Genomic DNA, 22400 nt, shown 5'->3' with positions numbered 1-22400 from the left:
GGGACCCCAATCTCCCCCGGGCGGTGCCACCACCCGCATGTCACCCGCACTTTTCCAACCCCCCACCTCTGAAAGGGAAAATCGAGTGACCTCTCACATATCGCGTTCGCAGCGCATCGCCGGTTCCATCGCCGTGGCGGCGATGCTCGCCACCGGCCTGACCACCCTCTCCTCCGGTGCCGCGGGCGCCGCACCGACGCCGGCCGCACCGGCCGCGCGTGCGCTCTCCCTCTCCACCACCCAGCACGCGGCCCTGCTGCGCACGGCGGCCGCCAACACCGCGAGCACCGCGGGCAAGCTGGGCCTCGGCAGCCAGGAGAAGCTCGTCGTCCGGGACGTCATCAAGGACGCCAACGGCACGACGCACACCCGGTACGAGCGCACCTACGCCGGTCTCCCGGTCCTCGGGGGCGACCTCGTCGTCCACACCCCGAAGTCGGGCGCCGCCACGGTCACCAAGGCGACGAAGGCGACCATCAAGGTCGCGGGCACCACCGCCGCCGTGAAGCCCGCCACCGCCCAGCAGAAGGCGCTCAGCGCCGCCAAGTCCGCCGGCGCCGACAAGGCTTCGGCCGACAAGGCCCCGCGCAAGGTCATCTGGGCGGCCACCGGCAAGCCCACGCTGGCCTACGAGACCGTGGTCGGCGGCTTCCAGGACGACGGCACCCCCAGCCAGCTGCACGTCGTCACCGACGCGGCCACCGGCAAGAAGCTTTCGCAGTGGCAGGCCGTCAAGACCGGCACCGGCCAGAGCGAGTACAGCGGCAAGGTCACCCTGGGCACCACGAAGTCGGGGTCGAACTACACGCTGAACGACGGAGACCGCGGCGGCCACCAGACGTACAACCTGAACCACGGGACGTCCGGCAAGGGCACCCTGTTCAGCAAGTCCACCGACACCTGGGGCGACGGCACCGCCAAGAACGCGGAGACCGCGGCGGTGGACGCGCACTACGGCGCGGCCGAGACCTGGGACTTCTACAAGAACGTCCTCAAGCGCAACGGCATCGCCGGTGACGGCAAGGCGTCCTACAGCCGGGTCCACTACGGCGACTCCTACGTGAACGCCTTCTGGGACGACAGCTGCTTCTGCATGACGTACGGCGACGGCGAGGGCAACGCCGACCCGCTGACCGCCATCGACGTCGCGGGCCACGAGATGTCGCACGGCCTCACCGCGGCCACCGCCAACCTCGACTACACCGGCGAGTCCGGCGGGCTCAACGAGGCGACATCGGACATCTTCGGCACCGCCGTCGAGTTCTACGCCGACAACACGTCGGACCCGGGCGACTACCTCATCGGCGAGAAGATCAACATCAACGGCGACGGCACCCCGCTGCGCTACATGGACAAGCCCAGCAAGGACGGCGCGTCGGCCGACTACTGGTCGTCCAGCCTCGGCGACCTCGACGTCCACTACTCGTCGGGCCCGGCCAACCACTTCTTCTACCTGCTCAGCGAGGGCAGCGGCAAGAAGACCGTCAACGGCGTCGACTACGACTCCCCCACGAAGGACGGCTCCAAGGTCACCGGCATCGGCCGGGACAAGGCCATCCAGATCTGGTACAAGGCCCTGTCGACGTACATGACCTCGACCACCGACTACGCGGCGGCCCGCGAGGCGACGCTGAAGGCGGCGAGTGACCTGTACGGCGCGGACAGCACCGAGTACAAGGCGGTCGGCGCCGCCTGGACCGGCATCAACGTGAAGTAACACCCGGCAGCACCCCCGCACCACTGCGAAGGCCCCGCCCCCGCACCGCGCCCGCGGCGCCGGGCGGGGCCTTCCGCCGTCCTGCCGGTTCCAGGGGCCGGACGCCGTGCGGCAGGCGGCACTTCGACGACAGCCCTTAGGCTGGCCCGATGACGGACCCACGGATACGCGTCCTGCTCGCCGACGACGAGGCGCTGATCCGTGCGGGCATCCGGGCCATCCTCGGCGCCGACCCCGCCATCGAGGTCGTCGCGGAGGCGGCGGACGGGCACGAGGCGGTCGAACTGGCCCTGAAACACCGGCCGGACGTCGCCCTGCTGGACATCCGGATGCCACGCCTCGACGGTCTGCGGGCCGCCGGGGAGCTGCGCAGCGCTGCTCCGGACACCGCGGTCGTCATGCTCACCACCTTCTCCGACGACGAGTACATCGTGCGCGCCCTCTCCAGCGGGGTCAGCGGCTTCCTGCTGAAGTCCGGTGATCCCCGGGAGCTGATCGCGGGCATCAGGGCGATCGCCGGCGGCGCCGCGTTCCTCTCCCCCGAAGTGGCACGGCGCGTCCTCACCCATCTCGGCGGCGGGCAGCTCTCCCGTGCGGCGCGGGCCCGCACCCGGCTCGACCCGCTCACCGGCCGGGAACGCCAGGTGGTGGCCCTGGTCGGCGCGGGTCTCTCCAACGCGGAGATCGGGGCGGAACTCCATGTCGTCGAAGGCACCGTCAAGGCCCATGTCAGCGCCGTCCTCGCCCGCCTGGACCTCCGCAACCGCGTCCAACTGGCCACCCTGGCCTACGAAGCGGGGCTGGTCACCGGCGCCGGCTGACGGGCCGGCCCACCGTCACCGCATCCCCGGCAGCCCGCGCAGCTCCCCGGTCCTCCCCACCCGGGCGAGCAGCAGGAACAGCGGCAGCATAGCTGCCCCGCCCACGGCCAGGGCGAGCGCTGCGGCCCCGGCGGCCGGACCGGGCGGTGCCGGGCAGAGCGCAGCGGCGGTCCACCCGGCGGCAGCGGCCATCAGCGCGGCCCCGGTCAGCTTCCCGTAACTGCGGGCGACCCGGCGGCCGTCCAGCCGCCCTCCGAGCCTCCGGCGCAGCAGCCGCGCGGAGACCAGCAGCCCGACCGCGTACGCGATCCCGTACGAGGCGGCCATCCCGGTGACGGCCGAGCGTGCGGGCAGCAGCAGATGGCAGCCGGTGGCCAGCACGATCTGGACCGCGCCGGTCCACAGCGCCGTCAGAAAGGGCGTACGGGTGTCCCCGAAGGCGTAGAAGCCGCGCAGCAGCACATACTGCGCGGAGAACGGGATCAGTCCGGGCCCGAACGCCTGGAGCATCCACCCCAGCGGCCGGGTGGCGGCGGCGTCGGCCGCGCCGTGCGCGAAGAGCAGCTGCGCCAGCTGCGGGCCGAGCGCCAGGAAGAAGAATGCGGCCGGGACGGTGACGGCCCCGCTGGTCCGCAGGGCGTGCGAGAGATCGCGGCGCAGATCGTCGCCGCGGTGCTCGGCGGCGGCCCGGCTCATCCGGGGCAGCAGCGCGGTGACCAGGGTGACCGTGACCACGGACTGCGGAAGCGACCAGATGGTCTGCGCGTAGGTGTAGGCGGTGAAGCCGGCCCCGGCCCGGGGCAGTTCACGGTCGGCGGCGGTGGCGTAGCGGGTCACCACGGTGGCCGTCACGAGATTGGCCAGGACGAACAGCAGGGTCCAGCGGGCCGCTCCGATGCTCGCCCGCATACCGGTCCCGCGCCAGTCGAAGCGCGGCCGGAACCGGAAACCGGCGGCGTGGACGAACGGCACCAGGGCGAGTGCCTGGACCGCGAGGGCCAGCGTGGTGCCCGCGCCCAGCAGGGTCACCTGGGCGGGGGTGATGCCGCGCACCCCGCCCGCCGCCGTCATGACTCCGGTGTACCAGCCGAACACCCCGATGAGCAGGACGTTGTTGAGTACCGGTGTCCACATCATCGCGCCGAACCGGTGCCGGGCGTTGAGCACCTGGCCCAGGATGCCGTACATCCCGTAGAAGAAGATCTGCGGCAGCAGGAACCGGGCGAAGACCACGGTGAGTTCGAAGGCGGCATGGTTGTCCGGCGTGTCCCGCTGGTACACGCCGATGATCTGCGGGGCGCCCCACACGGCGAGCAGGGAGCCGGTTGCGAGCACGGTGAGCGTGAGTGTGACCAGCCGCTGCTCGAAGGCCCGTCCGCCGTCCGGCTGCTCCAGACGGGCGCGGACCAGCTGCGGTACCAGGACGGAGTTCAGCGCTCCGCCGATGATGAGGAAGTACAGGCTCGCGGGGACGGTGTTGGCCTGGTTGTACGTGGTCGCGAGGAGCCCCGTACCGAGCGCCCCGGCCTGGAGCACCTGTCTGATCAGGCCGGTGGCCCGGGACACCACGGTCCCCGCCGCCATCAGCACCGCGGGGCGCAGCAGCGTGCGCCGGACCGGGCCGGTTCTCCTGGCCGCCGCGTGCTTTCCCCGGGCCCGCCCACGCGCCCGGGTCCTGACCCGCGGCTCCGTCCCCTCCATGCTGCCCCCCCCGTGCCGTACCGCGCGGCGCCCTTGTCGTAGGGCCTGCCGCGCCGACGGTAGGCGGCGGGGGCCGCCGGGCTGATGGGGCGAAAGGCAGCGTTCGCCCCCGACTTTCGTCGGGGGCCGCAGCGCACCCGGCTCGGGCAAGCTGGGCGTATGCGGAGAGAGCGGATCACCGACGTGGCACTCTGGGCGCTGGTCAGTGCGCCCGTGGTCCTGGGGGCGGTGGTGTACGGCATGGGCCCCTGGTGGCGGACCGCGGCCGGGACCGTGGTTCTCGCGTTCGGGGCCGCGCTGTCCCGCAGGTGGCCCCTGACCGCGCTGCTGGTCGCGGTGGCACTGGGGCTGACCGTTGCGCCGGGGCTCTGGTCCCCGCGGTACGCGGTGGCGCTGGCGGTGTTCGGCTATCTGGCCGGCCGGCGGACCGCGCTCGCCCGGCCCGCGCTGCACGCCTTCGCCGGGACCGCGGCGGCCGGGCTGCTGATCACGCTGGCCGCGCACCGGGAGCTGTGGACCTGGCTCGTACAGCTGTCGACCCTGGCCTTCGCGGTGATGGTGCCCTGGCTGCTCGGCCGCTATGTGCGCCAGTACGCCCAACTCGTCGACACCGGCTGGCTGCTGGCGGGGAGGCTGGAGCGTGAGCAGCGCGTCGCCGCGGACCGTGCGCGGCTGCTGGAACGCTCCAGGATCGCGGGCGACATGCATGACTCACTCGGCCATGACCTGTCGCTGATCGCCGTGCGGGCGGCGGCACTTGAGGTGGATCCGGCGCTGGACGGGGAGCAGCAGCGAGCGGCCGGTGAACTCCGGGCCGCAGCGGGGGACGCCACCGCACGGCTGCAGGACATCATCGGCGTTCTGCGGGAGAACGACGGGGCCGCGCCGGTCCCGACACCGGGCGAGACCGTGGCGGAACAGGTGGAGCGGGCCCGCGGATCGGGGATGGAGGTCGAGCTGAGCGGTGCGGGGGCGGCGGCTGGGCTGGCCCCGATGACCGGGCGCGCGGTGCACCGGACCGTCCAGGAGTCACTGACCAACGCGGCCAGACACGCTCCGGGCGCACCCGTGACGGTACGGCTCGTACGGTCGGACACGGCCCTGACGGTCACCGTCACCAGCGCGGCGGGGCCGCCCGTCCCGGTACCGGGGCCGAGGGCCCCGCGGGCGGAGTCCTGCAGGGCGGACCCGGTGGAGCCGCCCGGCGGCGGGGGCGGCACGGGCCTGGTCGGCCTCGACGAACGGGTCCGTCTCGCGGGCGGGGTCCTGCGCCGCGGGCCGCTGCCCGGCGGTGGCTTCGAAGTCTCCGCCACCCTGCCCCGTACCCCGGGCGCCCCGCCCGCCATCCCGGACGAGAAGCCGTCGTCCGCAACGGAGTTGGCCAGGGAGAGACAGCAGGTACGGCGGCGCCTGAAGCAGGCGATCTGGGTCCCGCTGGCCGCCACCGCCGCGCTGGGGGTGCTGATCGGGGCCGTCGGCCTCGCCACCCGGTAGGACCGCAGCGGAACGGCCCGGCGCCGCAGGGACACCGGGCCGTTCCTGACTGCCTGTCACCGCAGCAGGACGCCCCCGTCCTCCTCCGTAGCCGCGGTCGGCGCGGCCACCAGACCCAGCTCCGCTCCGGTCGCCAGCAGCCGGTGCGCGGGCAGGATACGGACCGTGTAGCCGTAGGGTCCCGTACGGTCCAGGGCCAGCGGGCCCTCGTACAACAGCCGCCCGTCGAGCCCGGGGCCGCCCGCCGGTTTCAGCGCGACGGTCCGGGCGTCCGTGATCCGGTCCTGCCCGTCGACCCGGCCCGACACGGCCTGCACCTCCACGTCGTCGGGCCCCAGCGCACCGAGCGCGACCCGGACCCGCAGCGACAGGGTGGAGCCCAGCTCGGCGGTCCCGTCGGCCGCGGTCGCCGCGGCGGCCTCCACATGGTCGACCCGCACATCCGGCCAGGCGGACCTGACCCGAGTCTTCCAGCCGGCCAGCTCCCGGGCCGCTTCGGGCCCGAGCGAGCGGTGGGCGAGAGCGGCGGGCGCGTAGAGCCGCTCGACATACTCACGCACCATCCGGCCCGCGAGCACCTTCGGTCCCAGGTCGGCCAGCGTGGACCTGACCATGCCGATCCAGCGCTCGGGCAGTCCTTCGGCCGTACGGTCGTAGAAGCGCGGCGCGACCCGGTCCTCGATCAGGGAGTAGAGCGCCGCCGACTCCAGCTCGTCGCGCCGGTCCTCGTCCAGCCCCGATCCGTCCGCGGTGGGGATGGCCCAGCCGAAGTCCGGGTCGAACCACTCGTCCCACCAGCCGTCCAGCACCGAGAGGTTGAGGCAGCCGTTGAGCGCCGCCTTCATCCCGGACGTACCACACGCCTCCAGCGGGCGCAGCGGGTTGTTCAGCCAGACATCGCACCCCGGGTAGAGCCGCTCGGCCATCGCCATGCCGTAGTCGGGCAGGAAGACGATGCGGTGGCGCACCCGCGGGTCGTCGGCGAACCGCACCAGCTCCTGCACCAGCCGCTTCCCGCCGTCGTCGGCCGGGTGGGCCTTGCCGGCCACCACGATCTGGATGGGCCGGGTCGGGTGGAGCAGCAGCCCGGCGAGCCGGTCGCGGTCGCGCAGCATCAGCGTGAGGCGCTTGTACGAGGGGACGCGCCGGGCGAAGCCGATGGTCAGCACCCCGGGGTCGAGCACCCCGTCGATCCAGCCCAGTTCGGCGTCGGACGCCCCGCGCCCGCGCCAGGAGGCGCGCAGCCGGGTCCGTACCTCGCCGACCAGCTGCTCGCGCAGGGTCCTGCGCAGCTCCCAGATCTCCGCGTCGGGGATGCCCGCCACCGCGTCCCAGCGGTCGGAGCCGCCCACCGACAGGGCCTGTTCGGTGCGTGCGGCGCCGATCCGGCCGACCGCGGTGCGGGTGATCTCGGGGGCCGTCCAGGTCGGCGCGTGCACCCCGTTGGTGATGGAGGTGATCGGTACCTCGTCGGGGTCGAACCCGGGCCAGAGTCCGGCGAACATCTCCCGGCTGACGGCGCCGTGCAGCGTGGAGACACCGTTGGCGCGCTGGGCGAGCCGCAGTCCCATCACCGCCATGTTGAAGAGGCCCGGCTCACCGCCCGGAGGGGGCTCGGTACCCAGCTGGAGCACCCGGCCCGCGTCGACGCCCGGCAGTTCGCCGTCGTCCCCGAAGTGACGGGCGACCAGTTCGCGGTCGAAGCGGTCGATCCCGGCGGGGACGGGGGTGTGGGTGGTGAAGACCGTTCCGGCGCGTACGGACTCCAGGGCGGCGTCGAAGTCGAGGCCCCGACCGGCGAGTTCGCGGATCCGCTCCAGGCCGAGGAAGCCCGCGTGCCCCTCGTTGGTGTGGAACACCTCGGGGTCCGGGTGCCCGGTGATCCGGCAGTACGAGCGCAGTGCCCGCACCCCGCCGATACCGAGCAGCATCTCCTGGAGGAGCCGGTGCTCGCTGCCGCCGCCGTAGAGCCGGTCGGTGACACCGCGCTCGCCCGGTTCGTTCTCCTCGACGTCGGAGTCGAGCATCAGCAGCGGGACACGGCCGACCCGCGCCTGCCAGATGTGCGCGTGCAGGGAGCGGCCGCCGGGCAGCGTGAGGGTGACCAGGCTGGGTGCGCCGTCCGGCTCGCGCACCAGCGTGACCGGCAGCTCGTCGGGGTCGAGCACCGGGTAGTGCTCCTGCTGCCAGCCCTCGCGGGAGAGGGACTGCCGGAAGTATCCGTGCCGGTAGAGCAGCCCGACCCCGATGAGCGGGACGCCGAGGTCGCTGGCGGCCTTCAGATGGTCCCCGGCGAGGATGCCGAGGCCGCCGGAGTACTGCGGGAGCGCGGCGGTGACACCGAACTCGGGTGAGAAGTATCCGATGGCCGAGGGCAGCCCGGCGGGCTGTTCCTGGTACCAGCGCGGGCCGTGCAGATAGGTGTCGAGCTCTTCGGCGGCCTCGGACAGGGCGCGCAGGAAGCCGGTGTCGGCCGCCAGCTCGGCGAGGCGTGCGGCCGACACCGTGCCGAGCAGCCGGACAGGGTCGCCGCCGGCCGCCGCGAGGCCCCCGGGGTCGACGGCTCCGAACAGGTCCCGGGTACCGGCGTGCCATGACCAGCGGAGGTTGCGGGCGAGCTCACCCAGAGGACGCAGCGGCTCGGGGAGGACGGGGCGGACGGTGAATCGACGAATGGCCTTCACGTGTTCCACCTTCGCAGGGGAGATGCGCATCCAGGGGACGCACAGCGGTGTACGTCCGCACTTCACCCCGAAGGTAACCGTCCACGCTCCCCTCGACCACGGCGCGGGACCCCGGCCGCGTGCGCCGGTGCGCCCCCGGCGCGGGGTGCGCCCGCGCGTGTCTCTCCGGGTGCTATGGCCGGTTCTCCCCCCTCGCGTGGGCTTGTGGCACTTCGCACCACGGGTGAGGCTGCTCTGTGGGACCTGAAACGGAAGCCGTGGGACCTGGAGCCGGAGGGAGTGTGCCCGCATGGAACGATCCGTCACCTGCCGGACGCGGCCCGCCTCATGAGGCGCCGCCCGCACCTCCCGTACGGGGTGCGCGGCCACCGGCGGCCGTGCGCCGTGCGCGCCGTGCGTGGCGCGCTCCGACCGGTCCGGCCGGTCCCGGCGGCACACCGCGCACTCTGCCAAAGGTGTGAAACCGCGGTCACCCGCTCGGCGGGGCGCGGGAGGTCCGCGACGCGCGGCCCACCTGGTCCTTGCCTTGCACATTACGCACGAGTACTTAACTCAGGAGCCGGATTGCCCACCCGAGGCGTGGGGGAAGGCTCCTCCGGTAGCCGTCGAGCGCCCCGGTAGATCCTCAAAGCCAGATCCTCAAAGCCCTCCCCACGCCCTCCCCACAGCCTGAGTGAACGCGGACAGGAGCGGTCATGCCCGCAGCCCGCAGACCAACACCGGACAAGCCGGCCGGAGGGAGTCCTCGGACATCCCCGCCGCAGCCGAAGTCCCCGAAGCCACCGAAGCGGCCTCCCACCGGTCAGCTGATCGGCCGTATCCCGGTGCTCGATGTGCGGCCGGGCGTCGACGGCGGGCGCAGACCCGCCAAAGCGGTGACCGGCGAGACCTTCCAGGTCACGGCCACGGTCTTCCGTGAGGGCCATGAGGCCGTCGCCGCCAATGTCGTGCTCCGCGGCCCCCGCGGCAGAACGACGCCGTGGGTGCCGATGCGTGAGCTGGCCCCCGGCACCGACCGCTGGGGCGCGTACGTCACCCCGGACCGCGAGGGCCGGTGGACGTACACGGTCGAGGCATGGAGCGATCCCGTCACCACCTGGCTGCACACCGCCCGGATCAAGGTCCCGGCCGGCATCGACACGGAGCTGGTGCTCGCCGAGGGCGCCGCGTTGTATACACGTGCGGCGGAGGGGGTGCCGAGGAGCAGGGGCCGCCGGGCGGTTCTCGCCGTGGCGGAGGCGCTGGGCGACACCTCGGCCCCCGCCGGCGACCGCCTCGCGGCAGCGCTCGCGCCGGAAGCGGCGGCGGCGCTCGCCAGGTACCCGCTGCGCGAACTGGTCAGCGCGTCGGAGCCGATGCCGCTGCTCGTCGAGCGCGAGCGGGCGCTCTCGGGAGCCTGGTACGAGCTGTTCCCGCGCTCCGAGGGCGCCGTGGTCGAAGAGGGGAAGCCGCAGGTCAGCGGCACCTTCCGGACAGCGGCGAAGCGGCTGTCGGCGGTCGCGGCCATGGGCTTCGACGTGGTCTATCTGCCGCCGGTCCACCCCATCGGCACCACCCACCGCAAGGGCCCCAACAACGCCCTGACCGCGGGGCCCGACGATGTGGGGGTGCCGTGGGCCATCGGCTCACCGGCCGGCGGCCATGACGCGGTCCATCCGGATCTCGGCACCCTGGAGGACTTCGACGACTTCACGGCGCGCGCCCGTGAGCTGGGTCTGGAGATCGCCCTCGACTTCGCGCTCCAGTGCTCCCCCGACCACCCCTGGGTGACCCAGCACCCGGAGTGGTTCCACCACCGCCCCGACGGCACGATCGCGTACGCGGAGAACCCGCCGAAGAAGTACCAGGACATCTACCCGATCGCCTTCGACCGCGACATGGACGGGCTGGTCACCGAGACCGTCCGCATCCTGCGCTTCTGGATGGAGCACGGCGTACGGATCTTCCGCGTGGACAATCCGCACACCAAGCCGGTGGTCTTCTGGGAACGGGTCATCGCCGAGGTCAACCGCCGGGACCCGGATGTGGTCTTCCTGGCCGAGGCGTTCACCCGGCCCGCGATGATGCGCACCCTCGGCGCCGTCGGGTTCCAGCAGTCGTACACGTACTTCACCTGGCGGACCGGCAAGCAGGAGCTCACCGACTACGTCACCGAGCTGGCCGGGGAGACCGCGGCGGTCATGCGGCCCAACTTCTTCGTGAACACCCCGGACATCCTGCACGGCTACCTCCAGGACGGCGGCCGTCCGGCCTTCGAGGTCCGTGCGGTGCTCGCGGCGACGATGTCGCCGTCCTGGGGGATGTACGCCGGGTACGAGCTGTGCGAGAACGCCACGGCCCGAGCGGGCAGCGAGGACTATCTGGACTCGGAGAAGTACCAGTTGCGCCCGCGCGACTGGGAGGCGGCCGAGCGGGAGGGGCGGACCATCGCCCCGCTCATCACCACGCTGAACGAGCTGCGGCGCCGCCATCCGGCGCTGCGGCAGCTGCGTTCGGTGCACTTCCACCCGACCGACAACGACGCGGTGATCGCGTACTCGAAGTCGGTGCCCGTACCGGTCTCCACGGCGGGCTCCACGCCGGACGGAGACCCGGCCGGTTCGCACACGATTCTGATGGTCGTCAACCTTGACCCGCACCACACCCAGGAGGCCACGGTCTCGTTGGACATGCCGGATCTCGGCCTGGAATGGCATGAGTCCTTCCCGGTGCGCGACGAGCTCACCGGCGAGACCTATCACTGGGGCAGGGCCAACTATGTGCGTCTGGAGCCGGGCCGTGCGCCCGCGCACATCCTGGTGCTGCGACCGTCCCCGCCGATCGGAGGGTCACCCACATCATGATTGTCAATGAGCCCGTCCACGACAAGTTCGAGGACACTCCCCCCAAGGACCGTGACCCCGACTGGTTCAAACGCGCCGTCTTCTACGAGGTCCTGGTCAGGTCGTTCCAGGACAGCAACGGGGACGGCGTCGGTGACCTCAAGGGCATCACCGCCAAACTGGACTACCTCCAGTGGCTCGGCGTCGACTGCCTCTGGCTGCCGCCGTTCTTCAAGTCCCCGCTGAGGGACGGCGGTTACGACGTAGCGGACTACACGTCCGTACTCCCGGAGTTCGGCGATCTCGCCGACTTCGTCGAGTTCGTCGACGCCACCCACCAGCGCGGTATGCGCGTGATCATCGACTTCGTGATGAACCACACGAGCGACCAGCACGAGTGGTTCCAGGAGTCGCGGAAGGACCCGGAAGGACCGTACGGGGACTACTACATCTGGGCCGACGACGACAAGCAGTTCGCGGACGCCCGGATCATCTTCGTCGACACGGAGTCCTCCAACTGGACCTTCGACCCGGTGCGCAAGCAGTACTACTGGCACCGGTTCTTCTCCCACCAGCCGGATCTCAACTACGAGAACCCGGTGGTCCAGGAGGAGATCATCTCGGCGCTGCGCTTCTGGCTCGACCTGGGCATCGACGGATTCCGCCTCGACGCGGTCCCGTACCTCTACCAGGAGGAGGGCACCAACTGCGAGAACCTCCCGCGGACCCACGCCTTCATGAAGCGGGTGCGCGCCGAGATCGACGCGAGCTACCCGGACACCGTGCTGCTCGCCGAGGCCAACCAGTGGCCCGAGGACGTCGTCGACTATTTCGGCGACTTCAAAAAGGGCGGCGACGAGTGCCACATGGCATTCCACTTCCCGGTGATGCCGCGCATCTTCATGGCCGTACGCCGGGAGTCCCGCTACCCCGTGTCGGAGATCCTGGCCAAGACCCCGGCCATCCCGAAGAACGCCCAGTGGGGCATCTTCCTGCGCAACCACGACGAGCTGACGCTCGAAATGGTCACGGACGAAGAGCGCGACTACATGTACGCGGAGTACGCCAAGGATCCGCGGATGCGGGCCAACATCGGCATCCGCCGCAGGCTCGCGCCCCTGCTCGACAACGACCGCAACCAGATCGAGCTGTTCACCGCGCTGCTGCTCTCCCTGCCCGGGTCGCCGATCCTCTACTACGGGGACGAGATCGGGATGGGCGACAACATCTGGCTCGGTGACCGGGACGCGGTCCGCACGCCCATGCAGTGGACCCCCGACCGGAACGCGGGCTTCTCGTCCAGCGACCCGGGACGGCTCTATCTGCCCACGATCATGGACCCGGTCTACGGCTACCAGGTGACGAACGTCGAGGCCTCCATGGCCTCGCCCGCCTCACTGCTGCACTGGACCCGCCGCATGATCGAGATCCGTAAGCAGAACCCGGCCTTCGGCCTCGGTTCGTACACCGAGCTCCCGTCCTCCAACCCGGCCGTCCTCGCCTTCCTCCGGGAGTACAAGGACGACCTGGTGCTCTGCGTGCACAACTTCTCGCGGTTCGCGCAGCCGACGGAGCTGGACCTCAACGCCTTCACGGGACGCCATCCGGTGGAGCTGATCGGCGGGGTGCGCTTCCCCCCGATCGGTGAACTGCCGTATCTGCTGACCCTCGCGGGGCACGGCTTCTACTGGTTCCGCTTGCGCAAGGACGCCGCCACCGTCTGACGGCGGGCCCGGGGCCGGGCGGTTTCCGCCGCCCCGCCCCGGGCACCCTTGTCACTGGTACCGCAGCGCCAGCACCCGGCCCACAGCCGTAGTCCATCTGGTCCATCCTCACCCGCACCGTCCCGCACAGCCGGATTCCCGCCCCCATTGCGTCCAGCATGGAGGCGACCCCACGCAATCCGGGACACTCTGCGCATCGTGTGGTGTGCCCGGGAAAGGACGCGATGCCATGTCCAAGGCTGCATCCACCCGGAACAGCGTGCGCTCAGCCGGGTCTTCCGGCCCCCTCCGCCTTCTGGACTCGCTCGCCCCTCTGCTGCACGAGTGGCTGCCGCGGCAGCGCTGGTTCGCGGGGAAGGGGCGGCCCGTCACCGGCTTCACGCTGGTCTCGGCCACCGAGCTGCTGCCGGTCGGCGCGGCCCCCGGACTGCTCCATCTGCTGGTCCGGGCCGAGCAGGGCTCCCCCGCCCGTACGGCCGGCGACTGCTACCAGCTGCTGCTCGGCGTACGGACCTCACTGCCGCCGCGTCTCGCCGCCGCGCTGATCGGCCGGGCCCGCACCGGACCGCTGGCCGGTTCCCTGGTGTACGACGCGCTGCTCGACCCGCGGCTGACCGGGCTGCTCTTCGAGCGCCTGCGCACCCCGGGAAGGACCGGGGCGCTGCGCTTCGACCGCGATCCCGGCGCCGTCCTCCCCACCGGGCTGCCCGCGCGTCCGCTCGGCGCCGAGCAGTCCAACACCTCACTGATCTACGGCGATACGTTCATCCTGAAGGTCTTCCGCCGGGTCCACCCCGGCTCGAACCCGGATCTGGAGCTGCCGCTCGCGCTGGCCCAGGCGGGCTGCGCCCGGGTGCCCGCGCCTGTCGCCTGGTACGAGACGACGGAGCCGGAACCGGCCACGCTCGGTGTGCTGCAGCCGTATCTCGCCGGGTCCGAGGACGGCTGGCAGCTGGCCCTGCTCGCCCTCGCCGGCGGCCATGACTTCACAGCGGGCGCGCGGGCGCTGGGCCGGGCGACCGCAGAGGTGCACGGGACGCTGGCGTCCGCGCTGCCCACCGCGGTCCTGAGCAAGCAGCAGATACAGCAACTGGCCGCGGAGATGACGCAGCGGCTGGAGACCACGGCCCAGGCGGTCCCCGCGCTCGCGCCGTATGTGCCGGGGCTGCGCACCGCCTTCGACGCGATCGCCGTCCTGGGCCACGCGGGACGCACCTGGGCCGCCCAGCGCATCCACGGCGATCTGCATCTGGGCCAGAGCCTGCGGGCCGGGGACGGCGAGTGGTCGATCATCGACTTCGAGGGCGAACCGGCCAGACCGCTGGCCGAGCGCACCCGCCCGCAGCCGGTGGTCCGCGACGTGGCGGGGATGCTGCGCTCCTTCGACTACGCGGCCCGCACCCACCGCCCCTGGTCCCCGCAGTGGGCGATCCGCTGCCGTGACGCGTACTGCGCCGGGTATGCCTCGGTCTCCGGCGCGGACCCGCGCGCCGAGCCGGAACTGCTGCGGGCCTACGAGACCGACAAGGCGGTGTACGAGGTCCTGTACGAGGCCAGGAACCGCCCCGACTGGCTGCCCGTCCCGATGGCCGCGATCGAGCGGCTGTCGCTTCCCGAACCCCCCGTACCCCACGCGCCGAAGCTGCCGAGGAGGCTGCCCCAGTGACCGCCCGTCCCCCGTCCCGCACTCCGTCGCCCGCCGAGCCCGAGCCCGCCAAGCCCGCGGAGGGCCGGGAGAACACCGGGTCCGCGCCGGACACGGCCGCCGCGAAGAGCGCCGCCGCGCCCAGGGCCACGGCCGCACCCGTGACAGGCCCGGCCGTACCCGTGAAGGGCGCCGAAGGCGCAGCCGTCCTGCCGGCGCAGCCGACCGGAGGCGTACGTCCCGCCGAGCGGCTCGGCGCCGGGGACCGGGAGCGGCTGCTCAGCGGCGGCCACCACGACCCGCACGCGCTGCTCGGCGCCCATCCGGCCGGCGGCGGCATCGCCGTCCGGGCGCTGCGGCCGTACGCCACAGCGGTGACCGTGGTCGCGAAGGGGCTCCGCGCCGAACTGCACGACGACGGCGAGGGCTTCTTCTCGGCGCTGCTGCCGCTGCGGTCCGTGCCCGAGTACACGCTGCTCGTCACGTACGACGAGGCCACGATCGAGGTCCACGACCCGTACCGCTTCCTGCCCACGCTCGGCGAGCTCGACCTGCATCTGATCGGTGAGGGCCGCCACGAGGAGCTGTGGCGGGCACTGGGCGCGCAGCCGATGACCGTGCAGGGCGTCACCGGCACCCGCTTCACCGTCTGGGCGCCGGACGCGCGGGGGGTACGGGTCAGCGGCGACTTCAACTACTGGGACGGCGCCGCGTATCCGATGCGTTCGCTCGGCTCGTCGGGGGTGTGGGAGCTGTTCGTGCCGGGCATCGGCGAGGGCGCGCTCTACAAGTTCGACCTGATGTGCCCGGACGGCAGCCACACCCTGCGCGCCGACCCGATGGCGCGGCGTACCGAGGTGCCGCCCGCCACCGCGTCGGTCGTGACCCGGTCGCACCACCGCTGGCAGGACGAGCAGTGGATGGCGCACCGGGCCGACCGTCCGGTCCATGAGGCGCCCTTCTCGGTCTATGAGGTGCATCTGCCCTCCTGGCGACCGGGCCTGACGTACCGCCAGCTGGCGACGCAGCTTCCGGCGTACGTCCAGGACCTGGGCTTCACACATGTGGAGCTGATGCCGGTCTCCGAGCACCCCTTCGGCGGCTCGTGGGGGTACCAGGTCACCGGTTTCTACGCGCCCACCTCCCGGATGGGCACACCGGACGACTTCCGGTATCTGGTGGACGCGCTGCACCGGGCGGGTATCGGGGTCCTGATGGACTGGGTGCCCGCGCACTTCCCGAAGGACGACTGGGCGCTGGCCCGGTTCGACGGCCGGCCGCTGTACGAGCACGCCGACCCGAACCGCGCCGAGCACCCCGACTGGGGCACCCTGGAGTTCGACTACGGCCGTACCGAGGTACGCAACTTCCTTGTCGCGAACGCCACTTACTGGTGCGAGGAGTTCCACATCGACGGGCTCCGGGTGGACGCCGTCGCCTCGATGCTCTATCTGGACTACTCGCGCGAGGAGGGCCAGTGGTCGCCCAACGAGCACGGCGGCCGGGAGAACCCGGACGCGGTGGCCTTCCTCCAGGAGATGAACGCGACGGTCTACCGGCGCAACCCGGGCGTGGTCACCATCGCCGAGGAGTCGACCGCCTGGGACGGCGTCACACGCGCCACCGACCAGGTCGGCGCGGGCGGCTTCGGGGGCCTCGGCTTCGGGCTGAAGTGGAACATGGGGTGGATGCACGACTCGCTGGAGTACGTGGCCAAGGAGCCGGTGCACCGCAAGTACCACCACAACGAGATGACGTTCTCGATGGTGTACGCGTTCAGTGAGAACTACGTCCTGCCCATCTCGCACGACGAGGTGGTGCACGGCAAGCAGGCGCTGGTCTCGAAGATGCCGGGCGACTGGTGGCAGCAGCGCGCCACGCACCGCGCGTATCTGGGCTTCATGTGGGCCCACCCGGGCAAGCAACTGCTCTTCATGGGGCAGGAGTTCGCCCAGGGGGCCGAGTGGTCGGAAGCGCACGGACCGGACTGGTGGCTGCTTGACCCGTCGTACGGCGCGGCGCACGACCACCGCGGGGTGCGGGACCTGGTGCGCGACCTGAACGCGGTGTACGCGGCGACGCCCGCGCTGTGGCAGCGCGACACCGACCCGGGCGGTTTCGCCTGGGTGGCGGGCGACGCGGCGGAGGACAACGTCTTCGCGTTCCTGCGCTACGACGCGCACGGCGCCCCGCTCCTGTCGGTCTCCAACTTCTCGCCGGTGGTACGGCACGGGTACCGGCTCGGGGTGCCCGATTCGGTGGCGGAGTGGCACGAGGTGCTCAATACCGACACCGGGCTCTACGGCGGTGGCGACATCCGCAACACGGATCCGCTGAAGCCCGAGCCGGTGCCGTACCACGGGCGTCCGTCCAGCATCGGGCTGACGCTGCCGCCGCTGGCGACGGTGTGGCTCAGGCCCTGAGCCGTCGCGGCCCGTCGCGGCCCGTCGCAGGCCGTCGCGGGCCGTCGCAGGCCGTCGCGGGCCGTCGCAGGCCGTCGCAGGCCGTCGCAGGCCGTCGCAGGCCGTCGCGGGCCGTCGCAGGCTTGAGGTGACAGCCGGGAGGTGGGGGGGGGGGGGGGGCGCCCCCCCCCCCCCACCGCACCTCCCCGGTGTCACGGGCGGGGGTCCGCCGCACCGCTGAGGCACTCCGGCAGCGTCCCGTCGGTGTGCACGATGCCGGCCCGCTGGGTGGCCCGGGTCAGCGCCACGTACAGATCGCTCGTGCCGCGCGGCGAGCCGGACAGGATCAGGCCGGGCTCGGCCACGATCACCGTGTCGAACTCAAGGCCCTTCGCCTGCCTGGGATCCAGCAGGACGACGGGCCGGTGCAGATCCGGCTCGCCGCCTTCGACCTCCGGGAGTACGGCGGCCAGTTCGCGGTGGAGTCCGGCCGGGGCGATCACCGCGAGCCTGCGCTCGTCATGACGCTCGTCCGCCACCGCGTCGGCCACGGCGCGGGGCAGGTCAGTGGTGGCCCGCACCCAGGGCCGTACCCCGGTGGAGCGGATGGAGCGCGGCGGCCGGAACGACGGGTCGGCCGCGCCCGGGACCGCTGCGGCGACCTCCATGATCTCGGCGGGGGTGCGGTAGTTGATGCCGAGGCGCACCTGCTCGTAGCGGTCGTCGACGTACGGGGCGAGCATCGTCGCCCAGTCGCCCACACCGCCCGGCTCGGCGGTCTGCGCCGGATCGCCGACCAGCGTCATCGAGCGGGTCGGGGAGCGCCGCATCAGCAGCCGCCACACCATCGGCGACAGCTCCTGCGCCTCGTCCACGATGATGTGCCCGAAGGCCCAGGTGCGGTCGGCCGCCGCGCGTTCGGCCGCGCTGCGGTGGTCGGCCTCCTCGTGGCGTTCGGCCATCCGCTCGGCGTCGATGATGTCGTGCGCCGCGAGCAGTTCGGACTCCTCGTCCTCGAACTCGAAGGACTCGGAGCCCAGCGACAGATCGAGGACGCCCTGGGCGAACGCCACCTGCTCCTGGCGGGCCGCCTCGGCCGCCGCGCGTACCGCGGAGTCGTCATCGCCGAGCAGTTCGGCGGCCTCGTCGAGCAGCGGGACGTCGGCCGCCGTCCAGTCGCCGCCCTTGCGGCGGATGGTGTCCGCGTCGGCCTCCGGTAGGTGCACCGGGTCGGTGAGGTAGTCGGCGACCACCTGCTGCGGGGTGAGGACGGGCCACAACTCCTCGATGGCCGCGTGTACTTCGGGGCTGGCGGCGATGGCCTTGCCGAGCTGGGCGAGATCGTCGGGGCCCAGGAAGTTGGGCCCGCCGTAGGGATCGGCGCCGAGCCGGTCGGCCAGCTGCGCGGTCAGGTCGTCGATGATCCGGAACGCGAAGTGCGGACGCGCCAGATTGTGCGGCAGCAGCGTCGAGCGGGCCCGCTCGCGGGCGGCGTCGGCGATGGTCCAGTCGAGCAGCAGATCGCCGTCGTCGTGCGGGATCACCAGGGGCTCGCCGGGCTCGGGCGTGCGCTGGAGATCCCGTACGAAGGCGGCCAGCGCGTCCGCCATCTCCGTACGCCCCTTGACCGCGGCGGCGGCCGGGGTGTCCGTGCCGGTGGCGGTCACTCCGGGGAACAGCTCGGCCGGGGTGGCGAGCAGCACGCCCGTCTCACCGAGCGAGGGCAGCACCTCACCGATGTAGCCGAGGAAGGCCGGGTTGGGGCCGACCACGAGGACGGCACGGCGGGCGAGCTGGTCGCGGTGCGCGTAGAGGAGGTACGCGGCGCGGTGCAGCGCGACCGCGGTCTTGCCGGTGCCGGGGCCGCCCTCGACCACGAGGACCCCGTGGTGCGGGGCCCGGATGATCTCGTCCTGTTCGGCCTGGATGGTCTGCACGATGTCGTGCATCCGGCCGGTGCGCGCGGAGTCCAGGGCCGCGAGGAGGACCGCGTCGGCGTCGGACCCCTCGTGCCCGGTGCGCTCGGTGTCGGTGAGATCGAGGATCTCGTCGTGGAGCGCGGTGACGGTCCGGCCGTCGGTGGTGAGGTGCCGGCGGCGGCGCAGCCCCATCGGGGAATGCCCGGTGGCGAGGTAGAAAGGCCGCGCGATGCGCGCGCGCCAGTCGATCACCAGGGGGGTGCGTTCGTTGTTCTCGTCGGCCTCCTCGCGGATTCCGATGCGGCCGATGTGATAGCGGGATCCATCGGTGAAATCAATACGGCCGAAGCAGAGTCCGGATTCCACCGAATTCAGCGCACTGAGCAGCCCGGACCGCTCGGCGACCAGTACATCGCGCTCGACCCGCGCCTGAAGTCCCTTCCCCACCTGGGCGAAGGAGCGCTGGACGGCGGCCTCGGCACGCTCCCTGAGCGCGTCCAGCCGCTCGTAGAGCCGTGAGACGAATTGCTGCTCGTTCTGCAATTCCTCGGTTGACAATGCAGCTCCTGACGCGATACGGTGCCGTTATAAGACTTCTTCTTGGCTTGCTCGGATTAACAGAAACCGCAAAGACAAGAAGCTCCCACTGTACGCGCCGCAATACCCCGGACGCCAATTCGCCCGGGGTATTTTTGTGCGGTCTTTTCCGTATCCGGTACGGGTCGCGCCACGGCGCCCGGCACCGGTTCCGGGTCAGAGCACGTCCGCGAGTTCCTGGAGCAGCCGCCGCTTCGGGCGGGCGCCGACCATCGACTTCACCGGCTCCCCGTCGCGGAAGACCATCAGGGTCGGCATCGACAGCACTCCGTACCGGATCATCACATCCGGATTGCTGTCGACGTCGAGCTGTACGACCTTGAGGCGTCCGGCCTCCTCGGCGGCCACGGCGCTCAGCACCGGTGCGAGCTGGCGGCACGGGCCGCACCAGTCGGCGGTGAACTCGACCAGGACCGGCAGTCCGGCCGCGAGCACCTCGGTGCCGAAGTCGGCGTCGGTCACGGTGCCGACGCCCTCTGCGTGGATCATCTCCGGTGTCCCTCCCCTTCGTTTTCACGTTCGTTGTCACGACCGGTGTCCCGATCGCTGTGCCACCCGTCCTCGTCCCATCCGCCCTCGCCGGACAGTTCGCAGCGCGGCTCCGGGCCGCCCGGCAACTCCGCCTCGGCGCGGGCCAGTTCCGCGCCCACCCGGGCGCGGACGCCCTGGAGCTGGGCGATCAGCGCGTCCAGCTCGGAGAGCTTGCGCCGGTACACGGCGAGCGAGGCGGGGCAGGCGTCGCCCGCCGGGTGCCCGGCGCGCAGGCACTCGACGAACGGCCTGGTCTCCTCCAGTTCGAAGCCGAAGTCCTGGAGGGTCCTGATCTGCTGGAGCAGCCGCAGATCGTCCTCGTCGTAGGTCCGGTAGCCGTTCACCGCCCGCCGGGCGGGCAGCAGTTCCCGGGACTCGTAGTAGCGCAGAGCACGGGTGGTGGTACCGGCCCGCTCCGCCAGCTCGCCGATTCGCATGCCCCGAAGGTAATCCTTGACGTCGGCGTCAGGGCAAGGGCGGCGGAGCGGGCGGGCCCCCGGGGATGCCGGGCGGCGGAGCGGGCAGGCCCCCGGGGATGCCGGGCGGCGGAGCGGGCAGGCCCGCGGGGATCCCGGGGATGCCGGGCGGCATCCTCAGACCGAGGTGGTCACCGGCTCCTCCGCGGGCGCCGCGTCCGGTTCCGTACGGCGGGTGCGGCCCGGGATCAGGACGGCGACCAGCACCGTGCCCACCCCGAGGATCACCGCGCCGACCAGGCTGGTGTGGGCGACCGCCTGCGCGAAGGCGCCGTGCACCGCGTCCGCCAGGGCCCGTCCCTGCTCGGGGCCCGCCGTCGCAGCGGCCTTCCGGGCCACCGCGAGTCCGGCGCCCACCGAGTCCTGGGCGGTGTCCAGCGCGGCGGCGGGCAGCTTGCCGCCGGCCGCGTCCGCGAGGTGCGAGGAGTACGCGCCGGAGAGCACGGAGCCGAGAATCGCGATGCCCAGCGATCCGCCCAGCTCGATCGAGGTGTCGTTGACCGCGCCGCCGACGCCGAGTTCGGACTCCGGGAACGCGCCCATGATGGCGTCGGTGCACGGCGAGAGGGCGAGGCCGATGGCCAGCCCGAGCAGGACCAGCGGCAGGACGAACGCCCCGTACCCCGAGCCCGCGTCGATGCGGGTGAGCAGCGCCAGCGACGCGGTGCCGCCGACCATGCCCGCGGTGACCGTGACGCGCATCCCCAGCCGGGGGGTCAGGAGCCCGGTCAGGGCCGAGCCCACGAAGACGGCGCCGGCCAGCGGCAACATCCGTACGCCGGTCTCGAAGGCGTCGAAGCCGAGGACGAACTGGAGGTGCTGGGTCAGGTAGTAGAAGGCGCCGAACACGGCCAGGAAGAAGAGGGCGACGGCGAGATTCGACCCGGCGAACCCCCGGTCGAGATAGCGCCGGACGTCGAGCACCGGGTGCGGGTGCCGCAGCTCCCAGAGCACGAACGCCACGAAACCGGCGCCCGCCACGACGGCGGCGGTGACGGCCTTGACCCCCCAGCCGAAGTGCGGCCCCTCGATGATCATGTAGACGAGGGCGCCGACGGAGACCACCGAGAGCAGCCCGCCCACATAGTCGATCCGGTTCCGGTGGCCGGCCTTCGACGGCGGTACGAGGACGAAGGCGCCGATGATGGCGAGCACCGCGATCGGCACATTGATCAGGAAGGTCGAGGCCCAGCCGTGGTGCCTGAGCAGCGCCCCCGCGACCAGCGGTCCCGCGGCGATGGCCAGCCCGGCGGTGGCCGTCCACAGGACGATCGCCTTGGCCCGCTCGGCGCGCGGGAAGCTCGCGGCGAGCAGCGACAGGGTGGCGGGCATGATCATCGCCGCGCCGACCCCCATGACGGCACGGGCCGCGATGACACCCGTCGCGCTGCCGACCAGCGATCCGGCGACCGCTCCCCCGCCGAAGACGACCAGACCCAGCACGAGCGCGCCACGCCTGCTGTACTTGTCGCCGATGGCCCCGAGCAGCAGCATCAGCGCCGCGTACGGGACGGTGTAGCCGTCGATGACCCACTGGAGGTCGGCGCTGCTGAGCCCCAGGTCCCGTGTCATGTCGGGGGCCGCCACCGTCAGGGCGGTGTTCGCCATCACGATGATCAGCAGACTCAGACAGAGGACCAGCAGCGCCCACCAGCGGCGCCGGTAGGGGCCTTCGCCCTCCGCGACCGGCTGCCTCACCACGAGATTCATGACGTTCCACCACTCCCACTCCGTACGCACCCGCGCGCACATCTCCGCGTACGTCTCCGCGTACACACCTGGGCGACACCTGGGTACACCCAGTTGCACAAGCTTGTGCAATTACACACTGCTGTGCAATTTAACGCGCTTCCCGGGGCAGTGCAAA

At 72.0% G+C, this 22400-nt stretch carries 13 protein-coding genes; 7 read left to right on the top strand and 6 right to left on the bottom strand.

Translation table 11 applies throughout. From position 1 onward, the window contains the following. Window positions 1-37: 37 nt before the first annotated feature. Entirely contained in the window at window positions 38-1717 is a 1680-nt protein-coding gene (locus tag ACWGKJ_RS04505; protein ID WP_385017493.1) for a M4 family metallopeptidase, read from the top strand. 149 nt (window positions 1718-1866) lie between these two features. Next, window positions 1867-2538, top strand: coding sequence for a response regulator (locus ACWGKJ_RS04500; RefSeq protein ID WP_385017490.1), 672 nt, complete (start codon window positions 1867-1869; stop codon window positions 2536-2538). 15 nt (window positions 2539-2553) lie between these two features. On the opposite strand, the gene murJ is transcribed toward ACWGKJ_RS04500, so the two are convergent. Continuing rightward, window positions 2554-4239, bottom strand: coding sequence for a murein biosynthesis integral membrane protein MurJ (gene murJ, locus ACWGKJ_RS04495; protein WP_385017487.1), 1686 nt, complete (start codon window positions 4237-4239; stop codon window positions 2554-2556). A 159-nt stretch (window positions 4240-4398) separates the two neighbouring features. Here murJ and ACWGKJ_RS04490 point away from each other — a divergent pair, with 159 nt between their 5' ends. Beyond that, on the top strand, window positions 4399-5733 hold the full coding sequence (locus ACWGKJ_RS04490) for a sensor histidine kinase (RefSeq protein ID WP_385017484.1): 1335 nt from the start codon (window positions 4399-4401) through the stop codon (window positions 5731-5733). A 56-nt stretch (window positions 5734-5789) separates the two neighbouring features. Here the strand turns inward: ACWGKJ_RS04490 and glgP are convergent, their stop codons facing one another. Further along, window positions 5790-8417: an alpha-glucan family phosphorylase gene (gene glgP / locus ACWGKJ_RS04485; RefSeq protein WP_385017481.1), complete on the bottom strand. Its 2628-nt coding sequence runs from the start codon at window positions 8415-8417 to the stop codon at window positions 5790-5792. Window positions 8418-9223: 806 nt separating this feature from the next. Here glgP and ACWGKJ_RS04480 point away from each other — a divergent pair. The 4 genes from ACWGKJ_RS04480 (at window position 9224) to glgB (ending at window position 17031) form a co-directional block, all read left to right on the top strand. Beyond that, complete coding sequence (locus ACWGKJ_RS04480) at window positions 9224-11260, top strand: alpha-1,4-glucan--maltose-1-phosphate maltosyltransferase (protein ID WP_385017816.1); 2037 nt, start codon at window positions 9224-9226, stop codon at window positions 11258-11260. Next, window positions 11257-12963 carry a maltose alpha-D-glucosyltransferase gene (treS, locus tag ACWGKJ_RS04475; RefSeq protein ID WP_385017478.1) on the top strand — a complete coding sequence of 569 codons (1707 nt, stop codon included), beginning with the start codon at window positions 11257-11259 and terminating at the stop codon, window positions 12961-12963. Before ACWGKJ_RS04480 ends, treS begins: the two co-directional genes overlap by 4 nt. A 229-nt stretch (window positions 12964-13192) precedes the next feature. After that, window positions 13193-14629, top strand: a complete 1437-nt coding sequence (locus ACWGKJ_RS04470) for a maltokinase N-terminal cap-like domain-containing protein (protein WP_385017476.1) — start codon at window positions 13193-13195, stop codon at window positions 14627-14629. Continuing rightward, window positions 14626-17031 carry a 1,4-alpha-glucan branching enzyme gene (gene glgB, locus ACWGKJ_RS04465; protein WP_385017472.1) on the top strand — a complete coding sequence of 802 codons (2406 nt, stop codon included), beginning with the start codon at window positions 14626-14628 and terminating at the stop codon, window positions 17029-17031. Before ACWGKJ_RS04470 ends, glgB begins: the two co-directional genes overlap by 4 nt. Window positions 17032-17222: 191 nt before the next feature. Here the strand turns inward: glgB and ACWGKJ_RS04460 are convergent, their stop codons facing one another. From ACWGKJ_RS04460 to ACWGKJ_RS04445, 4 genes are all read right to left on the bottom strand, one after another. After that, window positions 17223-19487, bottom strand: coding sequence for a HelD family protein (locus ACWGKJ_RS04460; protein ID WP_385030520.1), 2265 nt, complete (start codon window positions 19485-19487; stop codon window positions 17223-17225). A gap of 195 nt (window positions 19488-19682) precedes the next feature. Then, complete coding sequence (trxA, locus tag ACWGKJ_RS04455) at window positions 19683-20015, bottom strand: thioredoxin (RefSeq protein ID WP_385030517.1); 333 nt, start codon at window positions 20013-20015, stop codon at window positions 19683-19685. Then, window positions 20012-20494 carry a MerR family transcriptional regulator gene (locus tag ACWGKJ_RS04450; protein ID WP_385030514.1) on the bottom strand — a complete coding sequence of 161 codons (483 nt, stop codon included), beginning with the start codon at window positions 20492-20494 and terminating at the stop codon, window positions 20012-20014. The genes trxA and ACWGKJ_RS04450 overlap by 4 nt, the downstream gene beginning before the upstream one ends. A gap of 156 nt (window positions 20495-20650) precedes the next feature. After that, entirely contained in the window at window positions 20651-22243 is a 1593-nt protein-coding gene (locus tag ACWGKJ_RS04445) for an MFS transporter (protein ID WP_385030526.1), read from the bottom strand. Window positions 22244-22400: the final 157 nt, after the last annotated feature.

The organism is Streptomyces sp. NPDC054757 (assembly GCF_053612185.1).
This window is presented reverse-complemented; position numbering and strand designations above follow the sequence as displayed.